Below are 18,386 nucleotides of genomic sequence, written 5' to 3'. Positions count from 1 at the left end.
TCCGAGAGACCGTGCAAGAGACCTCGCAGCAGGTCGCCGACGCGCCCACCGCTTTCGCCGCAATCCACCCGGCTTCTGCCACACCTGCAACCCCAGCAGTGGCTCCATCTGTGTCCACACCGCCCAGCCCTCCACACACTCCAAAAACACCGTCGATCCGCCCGAGCCGGCGAGGCTGGATCGCGGCGCTTGCCGCCACAACAGTCGTCATCGTGGCCGTGATCGTCGCATTCAAGCCCTGGACAACCAACCAACACGACAAACCCCCGACCCTGAGCGCACCCGGGCCGCGTGTGACTGCCAGCATTCCCGTCGGCAGTAGTCCGATCACCGTGGCGGTCGATCCCAACAGTCACAACGCTTACGTGGCGAATTATGGCGAAGCCACCGTGTCGGTAATCGACACCACCACCAACAACGTCACCGCCACCGTCCCCGTCGGCAAAGGTGCGAAGACAATGGCGCTCGACCCCACCAGCCACACCGCTTACACCGTCAGTGGGATTGACAGCACCGTGTCGATGATCAACACCACGACGAACACTGGCACCGCGACCATCCGCGTCGGCAATAATCCGTGGATGGTCGCGGCCGACCCCACCACTCACACCGCCTACGTCCTGAACAGAGACGACGGCACCGTGTCGGTTATCGCACAGCGATAGCGCGCTGGCCCGCGCCCGCGCAGCACATCCCCTAGTGAGCTGCCGTGTCCCAGCTGCGGCCGTAGCCCACCGACACCTCCAACGGCACGTCCAGCGGGTATGCGCTGCCCATCTTGTCGCGGACCAGCTTTTCCACCTGCTCACGCTCGCCGGGCGCGATTTCGATCAACAGCTCGTCGTGGACCTGCAGCAGCAACCGCGACGCCAACCCCGCCTCTTTGAGCGCCTTGGCGACCTCGATCATCGCTACCTTGATGATGTCGGCCGCGCTGCCCTGGATCGGGGCGTTGAGCGCGGCGCGCTCGGCGGCCTCGCGGACCTGGCGGTTGCTGCTGTCCAGCTCCGGGAGGTAGCGGCGGCGGCCCAGCACCGTCGAGGTGTAGCCGTCCTTGCGGGCCTGCTCGACGATGTTGAGCAGGTAGTCGCGTACCCCGCCGAACCGGGCGAAGTACTGGTCCATCTGGTCCTTGGCTTCCTCGGTGGAGATCTTGAGCTGGGCGGACAGACCGTAGGCGCTCAACCCGTAGGCCAACCCATACGACATCGCCTTGACCCGGCGCCGCAGTTCGGCGGTGACCTCGTTGATCTGCACGCTGAAGGCGCGGGAGGCGACGAAGGAGTGCAGATCTTCGCCGGTGTTGAACGCCTCGATCAGTCCTTCGTCGCGTGACAGGTGGGCCATGATCCGCATTTCGATCTGGCTGTAGTCCGCGGTCATCAGCTCGGCATAACCGCGTCCGACGATGAACGCGTCTCGGATCCGCCGTCCGGCTTCGGTGCGGATAGGAATGTTCTGCAGGTTGGGCTCGGTCGACGACAGCCGGCCGGTCGCCGCGATCGTCTGGTTGAAGGTGGTGTGGATGCGACCATCGGCGGCCACCGCGTTGAGCAGCCCGTCGACGGTGACCTTGAGCCGGGTGACGTCGCGGTGGGTCAGCAGATGCTGCAGGAACGGGTGACCGGTCTTGTCGAACAGTGACTGCAGGGCGTCGGCGTCGGTCGTGTAGCCGGTCTTGGTGCGCTTGGTTTTGGGCATGCCGAGCTCGTCGAACAGCACCACCTGCAGCTGCTTGGGCGAACCGAGATTGATCTGCTTTCCGATCACGGCGTATGCGGCTTCGGCGGCGTCGCGGATCTGGTCGGCGAATTCGCTTTGCAGCTCGGTCAGCTTGTCCAGGTCGACCGCAATGCCGGCGGCTTCCATGTCGGCGAGCACCTGTTGGACGGGCAGCTCCATGTCGCGCAGCAACGCGGTGGACTCGATGCGCTCCAGTTCGGCATCCAGCGCATCGGCCAGGTCCACTACCGCCCGGGCCCGCAGGATCGTGGTCTGCACGGCCTGTTCGTCGACGCCTTCAACGTCATCGAGTAGCGAAAGTTGTTGCTGTTCAGACGTTTCCGCACGCAACTCGCGGCGCAGATAGCGCAGCGACAGGTCGTCGAGGGTGAAACTTCGTTGACCCGGTCGCACCAGATACGCCGCCAGGGCGGTGTCGGAGGTGACGCCGTTGAGTGTCCAGCCGCGGCCGGCGAGGTCGTGGATGGCCAGCTTGGCTTCATGCAGGGCTTTGGGTTTGTCGGGATCGGCCAACCAGGCCCCGAGAGCGGCGTCGTCCTCCGGCGTCAGCGTGGCGGTGTCGATGTAGGCGCCCTCGCCGTCGGCGGCCGCGATCGCCAGCGCGGTGGCGTCTCCCCCGTGCGGCAGGTGGGTGCCCACGACCGTCAGGCCGGCCCGGCGACCATCCGCGACGTGCTCAGCCAGCCACTGCCGCACCGTCCCGGGCTCCAGCGCGGCGCCGCGTACGTCGAAACCCTCCTCGACCTCGGGCTCGACGGCGGCCAGCGTGTCGAACAACCGGTCGCGCAGCACACGGAATTCCAGGTCGTCGAAGAGCCGGTGGATCTGGTCGCGGTCCCAGGGCTGCAGCCGCAGCGTGTCCGGGGTTTGCGCCAGCGGGACGTCTTTGACCAACTCGGTGAGGTCCCGGTTGAGGACGACGTTGGCCACGTGCGCCCGCAGCGCGTCGCCGACTTTGCCGCGCACCGAATCGACGTTGTCGACCAGCGACTGCAGCGAGCCGTACTCGATGATCCACTTCGAGGCGGTCTTCTCCCCCACGCCGGGAATGCCGGGCAGGTTGTCGCTTGGGTCGCCGCGCAGCGCAGCGAAGTCCGGGTATTGCCGGGGAGTGAGTCCGTACTTCTCGACGACAGCCTCAGGTGTGAAGCGGGTGAGTTCACTGACACCTTTACGGGGGTAGAGCACCGTCACGTCATCGCTGACCAACTGCAGCGCGTCGCGGTCACCGGTGACGACGAGCACGCGATAGCCCTCGTTCTCGGCCTGCGTGGCCAGCGTGGCGATGATGTCGTCGGCCTCGAAGCCTGGTTCCGACAGCACGGTGATACCCAGCGCGTTCAGGACTTCCTTGGTGATGTCGATCTGGCCGTGGAACTCGTCGGGGGTCGAGGACCGGTTGGCTTTGTACTCCGGATAACGCTCCGAGCGGAAGGTCTGCCGCGACACATCGAAAGCCGCGGCGATGTGCGTCGGGGCCTCGTCGCGCAGCAGGTTGATCAGCATGGCGGTGAAGCCGTAGACGGCGTTGGTGGTCAGCCCGCCGCGGGTCTTGAAGTTTTCCGCGGGCAGCGCGTAGAACGCGCGAAACGCCAGCGAATTGCCGTCCAGCAGCATCAACGTCGGCTTGGCCTGAGAATCGCTCGCGGCACTCACGGATCACACTCTAGGCACTGGGTACGACGCGCCTCTCGGCCGCCAGAAACTGGAACACGTTTCAGTTTTACGCCCGCGCTGGGTACGCTGGCCGGGTGCCAGACGTCACCAGCCAAGAACCCGCGATCGACGGGTGGTTCGCATTCGACGACGCAGGTAACCCGCATCTGATCGGCGCAAAATGCCCCCAGTGCGGCACCTACGTCTTCCCCCCGCGAGAGAACAATTGCCCCAACCCGGCCTGCGCCGGCGACGAACTAGAGTCCGTCGCATTGTCGCGCCGAGGCAAGTTGTGGAGCTACACCGAAAACCGGTACGCACCGCCGCCGCCCTACCCGGCCCCGGACCCGTTTGAGCCGTTCGCCGTCGCCGCGGTGGAACTTGCCGACGAGGGCCTGATCGTGCTGGGCAAGGTGGTTGAAGGCACGCTGGCCGCGGACTTGAAGGTCGGCATCGAGATGGAGCTGACGACGATGCCGCTCTATACGGATGACCTTGGTGTCGAGCACATCGTGTACGCGTGGAGGATCGCATGACGACTACGCCCGAACCGCTCTACATCCTCGGCGCGGGCATGCACCCGTGGGGCAAATGGGGCCGTGACTTCACCGAGTACGGCGTGGTTGCCGCGCGTGCCGCACTTGCCGAAGCCGGACTGGACTGGACGCAAATTCAGCTGGTGGCCGGCGCGGACACGATCCGCAACGGCTATCCGGGGTTCGTTGCGGGGTCGACGTTCGCCCAGAAGCTGGGCTGGAACGGCGTACCCGTCAGCTCCAGCTATGCGGCGTGCGCCAGCGGATCCCAGGCGCTGCAGAGCGCGCGGGCGCACATCCTGGCCGGATTCTGCGACGTCGCGCTGGTGATCGGCGCCGACACCACCCCGAAGGGCTTTTTCGCCCCGGTGGGCGGCGAGCGCAAGAACGACCCCGACTGGCAGCGCTTCCACCTCATCGGCGCGACGAACACGGTGTACTTCGCGCTGCTGGCGCGCCGGCGCATGGACCTCTACGGCGCGACGCTTGAGGATTTCGCACAGGTGAAGGTCAAGAACTCCAAGCACGGGCTCAACAACCCGAACGCCCGATACCGCAAGGAGAATTCGGTCGAGGACGTGCTGGCCAGCCCGGTGGTCTCGGATCCGCTTCGGCTGCTTGACATTTGCGCCACCTCGGACGGCGCGGCCGCATTGATCGTGGCGAGTAAGTCCTTCGCCGAGAAGCATCTTGGTTCGGTGGAGGGTGTGCCGTCGGTGCGCGCCATCAGCACCGTGACGCCGCGGTATCCGCAGCATCTGCCCGAATTGCCGGACATTGCAACGGATTCCACCGCGGTGGTGGCCGCGCCGGATCGGGTGTTCAAGGACCAGATCCTTGATGCGGCCTACGCGGAAGCCGGCATCGGGCCCGAGGACCTGAGCCTGGCCGAGGTGTATGACCTGTCCACTGCGCTGGAACTCGACTGGTACGAGCACCTGGGGTTGTGCGCCAAGGGTGAGGCCGAGGCGCTGTTGCGCAGCGGCGCGACCACCGTCGGCGGCAGGATCCCGGTCAACCCGTCGGGCGGGCTGGCGTGCTTCGGCGAGGCCATTCCGGCGCAGGCGATCGCGCAGGTCTGCGAGCTGACCTGGCAGCTGCGCGGGCAGGCCACCGGTCGGCAGGTGGAGAACGCGAAGGTGGGCATTACCGCGAACCAGGGCCTGTTCGGCCACGGCTCTTCGGTGATCGTCGCGCGCTAAACCCCTCGGGGCGAACGCCCAGCACGCGCAGGCTAACTATCCGCAGCGCGAGCGTGCGCAAATGCACGGGCTTACCCGGCGTGTCGCGTACAAACACGCGCGCTCGCGGGGCCTGCCCCAGTTGCCGCAGCGCGAGCGTGCGCAAATGTACAGACCCGCACGGCGTGTCGCGTACAAACACGCGCCCTCGCGGGGCCTGCCCCAGTTGCCGCAGCGCGAGCGTGCGCAAATGTACAGACCCGCCCGGCGTGTCGCGTACAAACACGCGCCCTCGCGGGGCTACTCCTTGGGCTCCTTGGGGTCCAGGGTTTCCAGGACGACCTCGGCGACGCGCTTCATGGTGGTCCGGCGGTCCATGGCCGCACGCTGGATCCACTTGAACGCTTCCGGCTCGGTCATCCCCTGCTTGGTCTGCAGCAAGCCCTTGGCGCGCTCGACGAGTTTGCGGGTCTCGAGACGGTCGGACAACGTCGCGACCTCGTCTTCCAACGCGGTGATCTCACTAAACCGGCTGAGCGCCAGCTCGATGGCCGGAATCAGGTCACTGATGGTGAACGGCTTGACCAGATATGCCATCGCCCCAGCGTCACGCGCGCGCTCGACCAGGTCGCGCTGACTGAAGGCGGTCAGCACCACGATCGGCGCGATTCGCTTGCTCGCGATCTCGGAGGCAGCGTCGATCCCGTCGCGGCGCGGCATCTTGACGTCCATGATCACCAGGTCGGGTTTATGCAGTTCGGCCAGTTCAACGGCTTCTTGACCGTCGCCGGCCTCGCCGACAATCTCGTACCCCTCCTCTCGCAGCATCTCCGCCAGGTCCATGCGGATGAGCGCTTCGTCTTCGGCGATCAGGACGCGGCGTGGTTTTGCGACTTCGGCGTCGTTGGTGGGCCCGGTCATGACGGACATTGTGTCGTGGCGGCCAACACACAGAAACCTTGGGGGGCGGTGAGTCGGGATGCGACTGCTTTAAGGTATTAAGGCCGTAGAGCATTGAAGCTAGGCCCTCGTATCCCAACTGGCAGAGGAAACGGATTCAAAACCCGTACAGTGTGAGTTCGAATCTCACCGAGGGCACCAGAAAGATGCAGGTCACAATGGGTGACCGCGCTGGCGCTGCAGCTTCCGGGACGTCTGTCGTCCGCATCAGGGAAAAGGTGCCCGCTGCGGTCCAGGGTCAGGGTGGCCGTCTGGCGGCGCAGGACAGTGAGGCGCTGTCGCAAACAGGAGCGCGTTATGGCGGAACAACGCTAGAACAGGCGGGGTTGGCCTACAAAGCGTCCACCTAGCCGAACTGTTACGGCGGTCATCGACGGAGTAGAGCGGCGAGCGGAATTCAACCCGCAGCGAAACTATTGGCACGTGATTAGCACGCGTAGCGGCGGATCAGTGCTGCTGACGGTACACCCGGGGTTTTTCGGCATACCTTGGATCGCGGATCATGTCTCGCAAATGGGTGTCGGTGATCTACCCCGTCACGGTCCCGGCACGGTGGCAGTGGTCAGCTAACGCCGGAAGCGGTAAACATCGAGCTCGGCAAGTAGGCTGTGGTACGTGGCGGCTAAGAAATGCGGTGCCCCACCCGTCCAGTTCGACGGCAACGCTCGTCCGGACTGTAAAGCCGTCGTGCGTGAACAGACCCGCGACATCGGCCAGCACTATGCGGCCAGCGCCGCGCGGCGGGCCCGGATCCTGAATGTCGCCGCCTGGTTGGCGGTACTGGTCAGCGTCAGCTTCATCGCCATCCAGTTGTTGATGGGCTCCTGGTACTGGCAGGTGATCTCGATCAACCTGATTGGCACGACCATCTTCATGATCGTCCCCTTCCTGCACCGCTTCGGGGAGCTGGTGGGTCCTCTGACGTTCTTTGGGGCGGCGTTCATGACGGTCTTTGCCAGCCTTTGGGACGTCGGCACCAATTCGGGCGGTCAGCTTTTCTTCCTGGTAGGGGCCTGTTTGGCAGTGCTGCTGCTGGGCATCGAACACATCGTTTTGGCCAGCTGCCTGGCGGCGCTGGCCGCGGGCCTGGTGATCGCGTCGGAATTCCTGGTCCCGCAGGACACCGGGCTGCAGCCCGAGTGGGCCACGGCGACGGGCTTCGTCATCACCACGGTTTCGTCCGTCATGCTCGTGGTGGTCACCGTGTGGTTTGCGCTGCGCGACACCGCCCGCGCCGAGGCGGTCATGGAATCGCAGTACCAGCGCTCAGAAGCGCTGCTGACGAACATCCTTCCGCCCAGCATCGCCCAACGGCTCAAAGAGGGCGAGCGCCACGTCATCGCGGACAAGTACGACGAGGCATCGGTGCTGTTCGCCGACATCGTGGGATTCACCGAGCGAGCCAGCGCCACCGCGCCGGCCGATCTGGTGCGTTTCCTGGACCGGCTGTACAGCGCCTTCGATCAACTCGTGGATAAGCACGGACTGGAAAAGATCAAGGTCAGCGGCGACTCCTACATGGTGGTCAGCGGAGTACCGCGACCACGGCCCGACCACGTGCAGGCGTTGGCCGACTTCGCGCTCGACATGGTCGCTGCGGCTTCGGCTCTCAAGGATCCGAGCGGCCGGCCGGTGCCGTTGCGGGTGGGAATGGCGACCGGCCCGGTGGTGGCGGGCGTGGTCGGCTCGCGCCGGTTCTTCTACGACGTCTGGGGCGATGCCGTCAACGTCGCCTCACGGATGGAATCCACCGACTCGGTGGGACAGATCCAAGTTCCCGATGACGTCTACGAACGCCTCAAGGACGAGTTCCTGCTGCGCGAGCGCGGGCACATCGACGTCAAGGGCAAAGGCATCATGCGCACGTGGTATTTGCTCGGCCGCAAGCCGGCGCCCAAGCCCAGCGCACCGCTCGCCCCCGAGGAAACCTCGGAAACTACCCCCGAAACCAGCGCGGCACCTGTCTGACCTGTCTGACCCGTAAAAAGGCCCATAAAAGGCCCCATAAATGGCCTCTGTACCAGAATCGTCACATGCGTCACACTGGTGCCATGGAACCCCTCCCTGTCCCAAGCTTGTTGCCGCATCTCTGGAAGTCAACGCTCGCGTCCGGAGTCCTGTCGCTGATCCTCGGCGCTATCGTGCTGGCCTGGCCAGGCCAAACCGTTTTGGTTGCCGCACTGGTTTTCGGCGTCTATCTGTTAGTCACCGGCGCCGCTCAGGTCGCCTTTGCGTTCGCGCTGCACGTGTCCGCCGGCAGTCGAGTCCTGTTGTTCATCAGCGGTGCCGCCTCCCTGGTCTTGGCTGTGCTGGCGTTCCGTCATTTCGGGGACGCGGTGTTGCTGCTGGCCATCTGGATCGGCATCGGCTTCATCTTCCGCGGTGTCGCAACCACGGTGTCGGCCATCAGCGACCCCGCTCTACCAGGCCGAGGGTGGGCGATTTTCATCGGTGTCGTCAGCTTGCTCGCCGGGCTGGTGGTCATGGGTTCACCGTTCAAGTCGATCATCACCTTGGCCATCGTCGTCGGCGTCTGGCTGGTGGTCATCGGCGTGTTTGAGATCGTCTCCGCAATCCGCATCCGCAAGGCATCACAGGATCTCGACCGACGCCTGGCCTGACCTGCGCAGGAATTTGGCGCTGGCATTAGCCACGGCCGACTACTACACTTTGTCGTAGTTCGCTAGCAACGCCCCGTAGCCCCCGGGAGATGACAATGAATGTCGTCGACATATCGCGCTGGCAGTTCGGTATCACTACCGTCTACCACTTCCTTTTCGTACCGCTGACCATTGGGCTTGCTCCATTGCTGGCGATCATGCAGACGGCGTGGGTCGTCACCGACAACGTCGCCTGGTATCGGCTCACCAAGTTTTTCGGCAAGTTGTTCCTGATCAACTTCGCCATCGGCGTGGCGACCGGAATCGTGCAGGAATTCCAGTTCGGCATGAACTGGAGCGAGTACTCGAAGTTCGTCGGCGACATCTTCGGTGCACCGCTGGCCATGGAGGGCCTGCTGGCCTTCTTCTTCGAGTCCACCTTCATCGGGTTGTGGATCTTTGGCTGGAGCCGGCTCCCCCGACTGGTGCACCTGGCCTGCATCTGGATCGTCGCCTTCGGGGTGAATGCCTCCGCGTTCTTCATCATCTCGGCGAACTCGTTCATGCAGCACCCGGTCGGCACGCACTACAACCCCGGGACCAAGCGCGCCGAGCTGACCAGCATCATGGACGTGCTCACCAACAACACCGGCCGGACGGCGTTCTTGCACACGGTCATGGGTGCGTTGCTGACGGCGGGCACATTCGTCGCCGCGGTCAGCGCCTGGTGGCTGGTGCGTTCGACGAAGAATCCCGATGGTTCCGGCATTCGCGCCATGTACCGCCCGGCGACCGTCCTGGGCTGCTGGGTGGTGCTGGTCTCCGCCGTCGGCTTGTTCATCAGCGGTGACTTCCAGGGCAAGCTGATGTTTCAGCAACAGCCGATGAAGATGGCTTCGGCGGAATCGTTGTGCGACACCCAAACCGACCCGGACTTTTCGATCCTGACTGTCGGCAGGCAGAACAACTGCGACGCCCTCACCCGCGTCATCGAAGTGCCTTACGTGCTGCCATTTCTCGCCGAGGGCAAGACCAGCGGCGTCACGCTGCAAGGTGTGCGTGACATTCAGCGGGAGTACGTGGCGAAGTTCGGGCCAAATGACTACCGCCCCAACCTGTTTGTCACCTACTGGTCGTTCCGCATCATGATCGGATTGCTGGCGATACCGGTGCTGTTCGCACTGGTCACGCTGTGGCTTACCCGCGGGGACCGAATTCCGAACCAGCGCTGGTTCAGCTGGTTTGCGCTGCTGACGATTCCGACTCCGTTCCTGGCCAACAGCGCTGGCTGGATATTCACCGAAATGGGCCGCCAGCCGTGGGTGGTGGTACCGAATCCGACCGGCGACCAGAGCGTCCGGCTCACCGTGGCGGACGGTGTGTCCAACCACGGGCCGGGCATCGTCCTCACCTCGCTGATCACGTTCACGTTGGTCTATGCGGTGCTCGCGGTCATCTGGTTCTGGCTGCTCAAGCGCTACATCGTTGAAGGCCCGCAAGAACACGACGCCGAACCGGCTGCGCCGCAAGAACCCAGCGACGACGAGGTGGCGCCGCTCTCGTTCGCCTACTGACCCAAAGGAGCGGACAGTGGAAATTCAGCAAGTATGGTTCGGCATCATCGGGGTGCTATTCCTCGGCTTCTTCATCCTCGAAGGCTTCGACTTCGGGGTGGGCATGTTGATGGAGCCGCTCGCCCGAGTCGGGAAGGGTGACCGGGAAGCTCACCGCCGCGCTGCGCTGAACACGATCGGCCCGGTGTGGGACGGCAATGAAGTATGGCTGATCACCGCGGGCGCAGCGATGTTCGCCGCCTTTCCCGGCTGGTACGCCACCGTCTTTTCGACGCTCTATTTGCCGCTGCTGGCAATCCTTTTCGGCATGATCGTGCGTGTCGTGTCGATCGAATGGCGCGGCAAGGTCGACGACACCAAGTGGCGGGCGCTGGCCGATTTCGGTATCGGGGCGGGGTCCTGGTTGCCCGCCGTGCTGTGGGGCGTTGCATTCGCGATTCTGGTGCGCGGGCTACCGGTGGATGCCAATGGCCACATCGCCCTGTCAATTGCCGACGTGCTCAATCCATATACGCTGCTGGGCGGTTTGGCCACCGCGAGCCTGTTCTTGTTCTACGGGGCGATATTCACTTCCTTGAAGACAGCGGACGCAATCCGTGACGACGCCCATCGCTTTGCGACTTGGCTAGCGGTTCCAGCCACGGCATTGGTTGCGGGCTTTGGGATCTGGACGCAACTGAGCTACGGCAAGCAGTGGACCTGGGCCGTGCTGGGTGTGGCGGTGGTGGCACAGTTGGCGGCCGTGGTGCTGGTGTGGCGTCGTATATCCGACGGGTGGGCCTTCCTGTTCGCGGCCGTGGTCGTGACATCCGTGGTGGTGCTGCTGTTCGGCTCGCTGTACCCGAATCTGGTGCCGTCGACCATCGACAACGCATACAGCGTGACGATCTTCAACGCCTCGTCGACCCCGTACACCCTCAAGATCATGACGTGGGTGACAGCGATATTCGCTCCCTTGACGATCGTTTATCAGGCCTGGACGTACTGGGTTTTCCGGCAACGCATCTCGGCTGATCGGATACCACCGTCGATCGGTCTGACGAGGCGTCCATCCTGAGCGGTAGACAGTCCCGAGCGCCGTTAGACCCGCGCCTGTGGCGGGCCTCGGCCGCGCTGCGCCGCTACCTGGTGACCACGGTCGCGTGTGGAGTGGTGATCTCCGGCTGTGCGGTCGGCTCGGCGATCGTCCTGGCCGGCATCGTCGCGGAAGTCGTCACCAATCCTTCCGCGCGGTGCTTGCGCTGCTGGCTTGAGCCACTGGGGCCCCTGTCAATGCTGCTGGCACTGTGGATTGCCCGCACTGTGACGCATTGGCTACAGGCCCGTCTGAGCCACCGCGGAGCCAGCGCGGTGATCGCCGATCTCAGCGTTCAGGTGCTTTCCGCCGTGACCGGCAGGCAACCGCGCGAACTGGCTACCCAGCGGGACGACGCGGCTGTGGTGGTCACCCGTGGTCTCGACGGCCTGCGGCCGTACTTCACCGGGTACCTGCCGACATTGCTGTTGGCCGCGATCCTGACCCCGGCCACGGTCGCGGTGATCGCTGCCTACGATTTGAATTCGACTGTGATCGTGCTGGTTACGCTGCCCCTGATCCCGATCTTCATGGTGTTGATCGGACTGGCCACGGCCGAGCGCTCGGCCACGGCGCTGACCGCCATGACCACCCTGCAGGCGCGGTTGTTGGACCTCATCGCCGGTATCCCCACGCTGCGGGCGCTGGGCCGCGCCGCGGGCCCAGAACACCGCATCACCGAACTCGGTGCTGCGCATCGGCGCTCGGCAATGGCGACGCTGCGGATCGCCTTCCTGTCGGCGCTGGTGCTCGAATTGCTCGCCACCCTCGGGGTAGCGCTGATTGCGGTCAGCATTGGACTGCGCCTGGTGTTCGGCGAGATGAGCCTCGTCGTCGGTTTGACGATCCTCCTCCTGGCGCCCGACGTGTACTGGCCGCTGCGCCGCATCGGGGTCGAATTTCATGCCGCCCAGGACGGTCGAGCCGCTGCCGACAAGGCCTTCGCGCTGATCGGCGAGCCGGAGGCGGAGTCGGGTGGCGGATTGACGGTCGCCACGCGCGGTGCGCAGCTTCGCATCGAAAACCTCACCGTCGCGGGCCGTGACGGCCCGGCACCGCAAGACCTGACCGCGACCGTCGAGCCGGGCCAGGTCACCGTGTTGACGGGACGAAACGGAGCGGGCAAGAGCACCACGCTGCAGGTGATCGCCGGGCTCACCCGGCCGTCGGCGGGCCGGGTCACGGTCGCCGGGGTCGATGTGGCCGAGCTGGAACCCGCCACCTGGTGGCGCCAGTTGTCCTGGCTGGCCCAACGCCCGGTACTGATTCCCGGGACCGTACGCGACAATCTGACCTTGTTCGGCGACCTCGAAGACCTTCAAGGAGCTTGTGTCGCATCGGGCTTCGACTCGGTGCTCGCCGAGCTATCCGACGGCCTGGACACCGAGCTCGGCCGCGGAGGCGTCGGTCTGTCGCTCGGGCAACGGCAACGGCTCGGCCTGGCCCGGACGCTGGGATCCAAAGCGCCCGTGTTGCTGCTCGACGAGCCCACCGCGCACCTCGACGCTCGCACCGAAACCCGGGTGTTGCGTGCCATCGTCGAACGTGCCCGTAGCGGTGCGACTGTCGTGGTGGTCGGCCACCGCGAGCAAGTCATCGCCATCGGTGACCAGGTGGTCGAGGTCACGGCTGGCAGCGAGGTCGGTTATGCGCCAGTCTGATTTCGCGCGCCAGGCGATCGATCTGCTTCGTCCGCGACTGCCCCGCGTTTTGGCCGCCATCGTGCTTGGAGTGCTCTCATTGGGCAGCGCCCTGGCACTTGCGGGCGTTTCCGCGTGGCTCATCACCCGCGCCGCACAGATGCCGCCCGTGCTTCATCTGTCCGTCGCCGTCGTCTTGGTGCGAACGTTCGCGATATCACGCGGTGTGCTGCACTACTGCGAACGGTTGGCCACGCATGACACCGCGCTCCGCGCGGCCAGCACGGCCCGGGCGCAGATTTATCACCGGCTCGCCAACGGCCCTGCGGCGGTGGTGGTCCGACTGCACAGCGGTGAACTGGTGTCCCGAGTGGGCGCCGACGTCGACACGCTCGCGGACGTGCTGGTGCGCGCCGTGGTGCCGATCGGCGTCGCCGCTGTGCTGGCGCTGGCGGCGGTCGGAGTCGTCGGCGCCATTTCACCGGCGGCCGCCGCCGTACTGGCCATCTGCATGATCGTCGCCGGAGTCATCGCGCCGTGGCTTTCCGGCAGGGCCGCCGCGACGCAGGAAATGATTGCCAGCCGACATCATTCCGAGCGGGACACGGCGGCGATGCTCGCTCTCGAGCACGCTCCTGAGCTTCGCGTCGCGGGTGTCTTGCCGCAGGTCATCGCTGAATCGCAGCAGCGGCAACGGGCCTGGGGTGATGCCCTCGATGCGGCCGCCAAGCCGGCGGCCATCGCCCAAGCCCTACCGACGGCCGCCATCGGGGTCAGTGTGCTCGGCGCGGTGCTGGCCGGTATCACCATGGCGCCCACCGTGGCCCCGACGACCCTGGCGGTGCTGATGTTGTTGCCGCTGTCAGCGTTCGAAGCGACCACTGCCCTGCCGGCGGCCGCCGTCCAGTTGACCCGATCCCGGATTGCGTTGCGTCGCTTGCTGGATCTTGCGCCGCCCTCGGCCGCCCCACCGCAGGTGCGAATGTCACCGCCGGTCGCGACGAGCCGATTGGTCGCCAACGTGCATTTCGGCCACTCGGGCGCCCCATCGCAGCACGCCGCGGTCGATCTACCGCCGGGATCCCGCCTCGCTGTCACCGGTGCCAGTGGCGCCGGCAAGACGACGCTGCTGATGACCTTGGCCGGCCTGCTGCCGCCGTTACGGGGAGAGGTCACGTTGGACGGGACCGCCTTGGCCGACTTCGACGAAGCCGAGTTACGCCGCACCGTCAGCTTTTTCGCAGAGGACGCACACATATTCGCCACCACCGTCCGGGACAACCTGCTGGTGGCCCGCGGCGACTGCACGGACGATGAACTCATCGAAACACTGGAAGCGGTTGGGCTTGGGGGATGGCTGTCCGGTCTGCCTGAGGGACTGTCCACAGTGTTGGTCGGTGGCGCGCAAGCGATCTCGGCGGGACAGCGTCGACGGCTGCTGTTGGCGCGGGCGGTCCTCTCCCCCGCCCGGATCGTGCTGCTGGACGAACCCACCGAGCACCTGCCCGCAACCGATGCCGACGTGGTGCTGCGCGACTTGTTGAGCAGCCCCGGGCTCTTCGGCTCACAGAAAACGGTGGTGGTAGCTATTCACCATCGGCCCGCGGATATTCACTGTGCTGAACTGGCCGTCACAGGTGTCGTCGCCGCGGCATGAACTCAAGCGACAGCAGCACAAACATCAGTGGAATGACCTGAGTAAGCGACACAAGGGCATAGCGCCGCTCTGCCATGGCATGGAACTTGCATACGTAACGGTACAAGGACTCCAGCGCGATCAGCGGATCCAAGAGGTGGATCAACCAGTAGGCGCAACGCCGCCGCAGCCCGCCCCGTCCAGGATCGTCGAACATGTCACTGAAAGCCGCGAATGCCAGTGAAACCCGTTGCACTCCGGCCTGTTTCGCGGTGGTGATCATGTCGACGCTCAGCCGTTCGTCGATACCGTTGGGGGCGTCGCGTCGGCGCCACGGCACATCGAGGGAGAAGTCGCTACCGCCGCCGGCGGTCGTGTAACGATGAAAGCCCACTGCCCGGCCCGATGCGTCACGGGCGATTATCAACTGTGTGCCCGGGAATCGACCTTCGAGCACACCGTCCAGATTCATGCAATAGCCGCGATCGGTGTGGGCGCCTTTGGCGGAGGCACGCACCACCACCGCCAGCTCCGCGCGCTGCCCGTCATCGAGATCCTGCTCGGTAACGATCTCGGTCGTGATGCCGGCGTTGTATGTGCGTTTGACTGCCTGACGCAGATTACGGAACTTGCGCCCCACCAACTCGAAGTTGGCGACGTCGACGACGACGTCGCGGCCAATGGCTATGGGTCGCAATGATTGACCGATCAGGGCAGCATCGCGCCACAGCGCCACCCTGCGCTCACCGCAACCAACCACCACCATCCGCCAACCGTGTGCATGACACATCGCGGCGAAATCGACCACCAGCGCTGAAAATTGCCTCTGGTCGCCAATCGGGTCCCCGCTCACCACCGCGAATCCCATCCGCGTCCGGTATGCCAGGGCAGCATTGCCGTCCGAACTGAAGTGGTAGCACTTTCCGGTCTGCATCGCGAACGGCGCCAACGGATCCCCACTGGTGGCGCTGATCAACGCCCACACCCGAGGCAGGTCGTCCGGCCGCGGACGAGCTCGCATCGGCCACATCAGCACCAAGCCGGAACCGACGATCAGCACATCGCCGAGCACACCGAACGACAGCATGTGGGCACCGACGCCAAGGGTGACGACCACGGCGGCCGCCGCCGCGTGCGCTGCGGTTACCGGACGGCCGAGGAAGATTCCGCGAGCGATCAACGCCACCGCGCCCAATAACGTCAGCGACCAGCCCAATCGGGCGTCCGAAAGCCACTCGTTGTGGCGGTAATCGTGGGCGAGCAGAACTACCAGCCAACAAGCCGCGCCGAACACGGCCAGCGCACCGAACCACCGCGCCGCGGGCGAAGCGACGTGCACGACAACACGTTCGCGCGCACCCGCGCGCGGTATCAGACCAAACTGCGGCGCTCTCACACTCAGCTCCTGAACGAGTGCACTACCCACAAACGCTACGCCTGCGCGGCCGGTGGGGCGCGGAATCGGCCCCACGCGTTGCGCGGTGTCTATCGGGACCGAGGGGGAAAATACTTCAAGACGCCCTCTTGCACCACCGTCGCGATGAGCTGCCCCGCGGGATCGAAAAAGTGTCCCGTCCCCAGTCCACGCGAATCCGCGGCCACCGGTGACGACGTCGAATACAGCACCCAGTCATCGAAATTGACCTGCCGGTGAAACCACACCGAGTGGTTGGCCGAAGCCGCGAAGATGCGGTCATAACCCCACGACAACCCGTGGGTGGTGATCACCGAGTCCAGCACCGTCGTATCCGAGGAATACAGCATCGTCGCGGTGTGTAGGACCGGATCGTCAGGCATCGGACCTAACGCCTTGAGCCACACCCGGTTATAGGGCAACCGATCGCCCTTGTCGCGCATGACCCAGGCCGGATCGTTGGTGTACCGCCATTCGACCGGCTGCAGCGCGTTGACGAAATGCGGGACGGTCTCCTCGTAGCCGCGCAACAACTCGCCAATCGTCGGGAGATCGTGCGGTTTTGGAACCTTCGGCGGGTCGACGGCGTGTTCCAGCCCGCGACCGCCGGCCATGTAGGAGATCAGCGCCGAGGACAACAGCACGCCGTCCTGCACCGCATCGACGCGCCGGTTGGCGAAGCGCCGCTCATCGCGCAGGCCTACGACGTGGAATTCGATGTCCTTGGCGGTATCTCCGCCGTTGACGAAGTGCACCGAGAATGCGCTCGGCGGGATGTCATGGCGCAGCGTGCGACTGCTCGCAACGAAGGACTGCGCCATGAGCAATCCACCGAATGTCCGCATCGGGTTCTTGCTGGGGTGGGATCCGATGAAGCGGTCGTCGGCGACCCGCTGCAGATCGAGTACCGCCAGCAGTTCCTGGAAATCCGACAACTAGACGTCGTCCTCGCCGATCCGGTGCACGTGGATCAGGTTGGTCGAACCCACCGTGCCGGGCGGTGCACCGGCAACGATGACAACCAGGTCACCACGCTTGTAGCGGCCGAGCTCGAGCAACGACTTGTCGACCTGGCGGATCATGCCGTCGGTGGACTTCATGTGCGGGACGATGAACGTCTCGGTCCCCCAGGTCATCGCCAACTGGCTGCGCACCTCAGGCAGATCGGTGAACGCCAACAGCGGCAGCGGTGTGTGCAGGCGAGCGAGTCGCCGCACGGTATCGCCGGATTGGGTGAACGCGACCAGCGCCTTGGCGTCCAACCGCTCGCCGATATCGCGGGCGGCGTAGGAGATCACGCCCCGCTTGGTGCGCGGCACGTGTGTCAAGGGCGGTGCGGCCGTGGAGTTTTCCTCAACGGCGCACACGATGCGCGACATCGTCTGCACGGCCAGCAACGGGTACTTGCCTACCGACGTTTCGCCCGACAGCATCAGCGCGTCGGCGCCGTCGAGCACCGCGTTGGCGACATCGGACGCTTCGGCTCGCGTCGGCCGCGAATTCTCGATCATCGAGTCGAGCATCTGGGTAGCGACGATGACCGGTTTGGCGTTCTCCCTGGCCATCTGGATGGCGCGCTTCTGCACCAAGGGCACTTCTTCGAGGGGAAGTTCGACGCCCAGGTCACCGCGCGCGACCATGACGGCATCGAACGCCAGCACGATGGCCTCGAGATTGTCGATCGCTTCGGGCTTTTCCAGTTTGGCGATCACCGGCACCCGCCGCCCGACCCGGTCCATCACCTCGTGGACGAGTTCGACGTCGGACGGCGAGCGCACGAACGACAGCGCCACCATGTCGACACCGAGCTCCAGGGCAAAGGTCAGGTCATCGACGTCTTTTTCCGACAAGGCCGGTGCGGACACGTTCATCCCCGGCAGCGAGATGCCCTTGTTGTTGCTGACCGGACCGCCTTCGGTGACCTTGCAGACGACGTCGTTACCGTCGACCTGTTCGACCTGCAACCCGATCTTGCCGTCGTCGACCAAGACGCGGTCACCGGGCGCCGCGTCCTGCGCCAGCCTCTTGTACGTGGTCGACACCCGGTCATGGGTGCCTTCGCAGTCGTCGACCGTGATCCGGACGGTTTCGCCGTCGGCCCAGTAGGTGGAGCCGGTGGCGAAGCGTCCCAGCCTGATCTTCGGCCCCTGCAGGTCGCAGAGAATGCCCACAGCGCGGCCGGTGGCATCTGAGGCCGCCCGTACCCGCTTATAGGCGGCTTCGTGGTCGCTGTAGTCGCCGTGGCTGAAGTTCATGCGGGCGACGTCCATGCCCGCTTCGACGAGAGCCTTGACCAAGTCATCGCTTTGCGTGGCCGGGCCCAGAGTGCAGACGATCTTTCCGCGTCTAGTCACGACGACAACCATAGTCG

15 protein-coding genes and 1 tRNA gene are annotated in these 18,386 nt (G+C 65.0%); 11 read left to right on the top strand and 5 right to left on the bottom strand.

Annotated elements, in window-relative coordinates; genetic code table 11:
• A partial coding sequence (locus BST27_RS05120; protein ID WP_139805018.1) for a YncE family protein occupies positions 1–665 on the top strand: 665 nt, incomplete at its 5' end.
• A gap of 31 nt (positions 666–696) precedes the next feature.
• Here the strand turns inward: BST27_RS05120 and polA are convergent.
• Positions 697–3,360, bottom strand: a complete 2,664-nt coding sequence (gene polA / locus BST27_RS05115) for a DNA polymerase I (protein ID WP_139805021.1) — start codon at positions 3,358–3,360, stop codon at positions 697–699.
• Positions 3,361–3,494: 134 nt separating this feature from the next.
• Between polA and BST27_RS05110 the strand changes: the two genes are divergently transcribed.
• Together BST27_RS05110 and BST27_RS05105 are read left to right on the top strand one after the other, a co-directional pair.
• A complete protein-coding gene (locus BST27_RS05110) occupies positions 3,495–3,935 on the top strand; it encodes a Zn-ribbon domain-containing OB-fold protein (RefSeq protein WP_069417116.1) in 441 nt (146 codons plus the stop codon).
• A complete protein-coding gene (locus tag BST27_RS05105) occupies positions 3,932–5,137 on the top strand; it encodes a lipid-transfer protein (protein WP_069417115.1) in 1,206 nt (401 codons plus the stop codon). The genes BST27_RS05110 and BST27_RS05105 overlap by 4 nt, the downstream gene beginning before the upstream one ends.
• 279 nt (positions 5,138–5,416) lie before the next feature.
• Here the strand turns inward: BST27_RS05105 and BST27_RS05100 are convergent, their stop codons facing one another.
• Complete coding sequence (locus BST27_RS05100; RefSeq protein ID WP_139805017.1) at positions 5,417–6,037, bottom strand: ANTAR domain-containing response regulator; 621 nt, start codon at positions 6,035–6,037, stop codon at positions 5,417–5,419.
• 103 nt (positions 6,038–6,140) lie between these two features.
• On the opposite strand from BST27_RS05100, the gene BST27_RS05095 reads away from it, so the two are divergent.
• From BST27_RS05095 to cydC, 8 genes are all read left to right on the top strand, one after another.
• Positions 6,141–6,217: transfer RNA gene (locus BST27_RS05095), tRNA-Leu, on the top strand.
• Positions 6,190–6,426, top strand: a complete 237-nt coding sequence (locus BST27_RS31225; RefSeq protein WP_139805016.1) for a hypothetical protein — start codon at positions 6,190–6,192, stop codon at positions 6,424–6,426. The genes BST27_RS05095 and BST27_RS31225 overlap by 28 nt, the downstream gene beginning before the upstream one ends.
• Before the next feature lie 265 nt (positions 6,427–6,691).
• Positions 6,692–8,044: an adenylate/guanylate cyclase domain-containing protein gene (locus tag BST27_RS05090; protein WP_069417113.1), complete on the top strand. Its 1,353-nt coding sequence runs from the start codon at positions 6,692–6,694 to the stop codon at positions 8,042–8,044.
• A 65-nt stretch (positions 8,045–8,109) separates the two neighbouring features.
• The gene (locus tag BST27_RS05085) at positions 8,110–8,697 is read left to right on the top strand and encodes an HdeD family acid-resistance protein (protein WP_069417112.1); all 588 of its coding nucleotides are present in this window, start codon (positions 8,110–8,112) and stop codon (positions 8,695–8,697) included.
• A gap of 95 nt (positions 8,698–8,792) precedes the next feature.
• On the top strand, positions 8,793–10,250 hold the full coding sequence (locus BST27_RS05080; protein WP_069417111.1) for a cytochrome ubiquinol oxidase subunit I: 1,458 nt from the start codon (positions 8,793–8,795) through the stop codon (positions 10,248–10,250).
• A gap of 16 nt (positions 10,251–10,266) precedes the next feature.
• Entirely contained in the window at positions 10,267–11,307 is a 1,041-nt protein-coding gene (gene cydB, locus BST27_RS05075; protein ID WP_069417110.1) for a cytochrome d ubiquinol oxidase subunit II, read from the top strand.
• A 71-nt stretch (positions 11,308–11,378) separates the two neighbouring features.
• Positions 11,379–12,986, top strand: a complete 1,608-nt coding sequence (gene cydD, locus BST27_RS05070) for a thiol reductant ABC exporter subunit CydD (protein WP_372515540.1) — start codon at positions 11,379–11,381, stop codon at positions 12,984–12,986.
• Positions 12,973–14,622, top strand: a complete 1,650-nt coding sequence (gene cydC, locus BST27_RS05065; protein ID WP_069417108.1) for a thiol reductant ABC exporter subunit CydC — start codon at positions 12,973–12,975, stop codon at positions 14,620–14,622. The genes cydD and cydC overlap by 14 nt, the downstream gene beginning before the upstream one ends.
• On the opposite strand, the gene BST27_RS05060 is transcribed toward cydC, so the two are convergent.
• The 3 genes from BST27_RS05060 to pyk form a co-directional block, all read right to left on the bottom strand.
• Entirely contained in the window at positions 14,597–15,997 is a 1,401-nt protein-coding gene (locus tag BST27_RS05060; RefSeq protein ID WP_069417107.1) for a bifunctional lysylphosphatidylglycerol flippase/synthetase MprF, read from the bottom strand. The genes cydC and BST27_RS05060 overlap by 26 nt on opposite strands.
• Positions 15,998–16,086: 89 nt before the next feature.
• Positions 16,087–16,950 (bottom strand): acyl-CoA thioesterase II, encoded by an 864-nt coding sequence (locus BST27_RS05055; RefSeq protein ID WP_069417106.1) that lies wholly within the window; start codon positions 16,948–16,950, stop codon positions 16,087–16,089.
• Positions 16,951–18,369: a pyruvate kinase gene (pyk, locus tag BST27_RS05050; protein ID WP_069417105.1), complete on the bottom strand. Its 1,419-nt coding sequence runs from the start codon at positions 18,367–18,369 to the stop codon at positions 16,951–16,953.
• Positions 18,370–18,386: the final 17 nt, after the last annotated feature.

This window comes from Mycobacterium intermedium (assembly GCF_002086275.1).
GTDB lineage: Bacteria > Actinomycetota > Actinomycetes > Mycobacteriales > Mycobacteriaceae > Mycobacterium > Mycobacterium intermedium.
This window is presented reverse-complemented; position numbering and strand designations above follow the sequence as displayed.

What these genes read in the sequence shown, in the direction of transcription:
- cydC (WP_069417108.1), top strand. Translation starts at nt 12,973, where the DNA reads ATGCGCCAGTCTGATTTCGCGCGCCAGGCGATCGATCTGCTTCGTCCG.
- BST27_RS05100 (WP_139805017.1), bottom strand. Translation starts at nt 6,037, where the DNA reads ATGACCGGGCCCACCAACGACGCCGAAGTCGCAAAACCACGCCGCGTC.
- BST27_RS05080 (WP_069417111.1), top strand. Translation starts at nt 8,793, where the DNA reads ATGAATGTCGTCGACATATCGCGCTGGCAGTTCGGTATCACTACCGTC.
- polA (WP_139805021.1), bottom strand. Translation starts at nt 3,360, where the DNA reads ATGCTGCTGGACGGCAATTCGCTGGCGTTTCGCGCGTTCTACGCGCTG.
- BST27_RS05105 (WP_069417115.1), top strand. Translation starts at nt 3,932, where the DNA reads ATGACGACTACGCCCGAACCGCTCTACATCCTCGGCGCGGGCATGCAC.
- BST27_RS05085 (WP_069417112.1), top strand. Translation starts at nt 8,110, where the DNA reads ATGCGTCACACTGGTGCCATGGAACCCCTCCCTGTCCCAAGCTTGTTG.